1 protein-coding gene and 1 pseudogene are annotated in these 532 nt (G+C 63.0%); one reads left to right on the forward strand and one right to left on the reverse strand.

From position 1 onward, the window contains the following. A partial coding sequence (locus GOB86_RS15785) for a transposase (protein WP_165993595.1) occupies positions 1-298 on the reverse strand: 298 nt, incomplete at its 3' end. Positions 299-348: 50 nt separating this feature from the next. On the opposite strand from GOB86_RS15785, the pseudogene GOB86_RS16300 reads away from it, so the two are divergent. Then, positions 349-532: pseudogene (locus tag GOB86_RS16300) on the forward strand (hypothetical protein); the annotation flags it as partial.

Here is a 532-nt window from a genome sequence, read left to right on the forward strand (position 1 = left end):
CAAAATAAGCTGAAGCTTTCTTGAGAATCTCATTGGCCTGACGCAGTTCACGGACCTCACGCTCCAACGCCCTGATCCGTGCCGTCTCGGCTGTGGTCGGCCCCGGTTGCGCACCCGCGTCCCGCCGGGCCTGCTTCCACCAGTCGTGCAGACTGTCGCCCGAACAGCCAAGCTTGCCACCAATCTCGCGACAGGCCGCCGATAGGCTCGGGTAATCCGATCGATGCCCTTCCAGAAGGCGCACGGCGCGCTCACGGAACTCAGGCGAATAACGTGATGTCTTCTTCTTCTCTACCATAGGGCTCATCCTCCGAGAGTTTTACTCTCCGGTAAACCCGGGGCAGTTCAATCCGGGTGCGGGCCGGGATCTCCTACGCGCTTGGCGAGGCCATGGATGAGGGGCATTGTGGCCTGCCGGTCCGGGAGTTGCTGACCAGCACCGCCGAACTGCTGGAGGTCGCGGCACCCCTGATCGAGACGGCTCTCACGTTGGAGCTGGAGGCGGGCGACGTTATTGCCGACAGCGTGGGCG

The sequence above is a fragment of the Acetobacter lambici genome, assembly GCF_011516885.1.
Taxonomy (GTDB): domain Bacteria; phylum Pseudomonadota; class Alphaproteobacteria; order Acetobacterales; family Acetobacteraceae; genus Acetobacter; species Acetobacter lambici.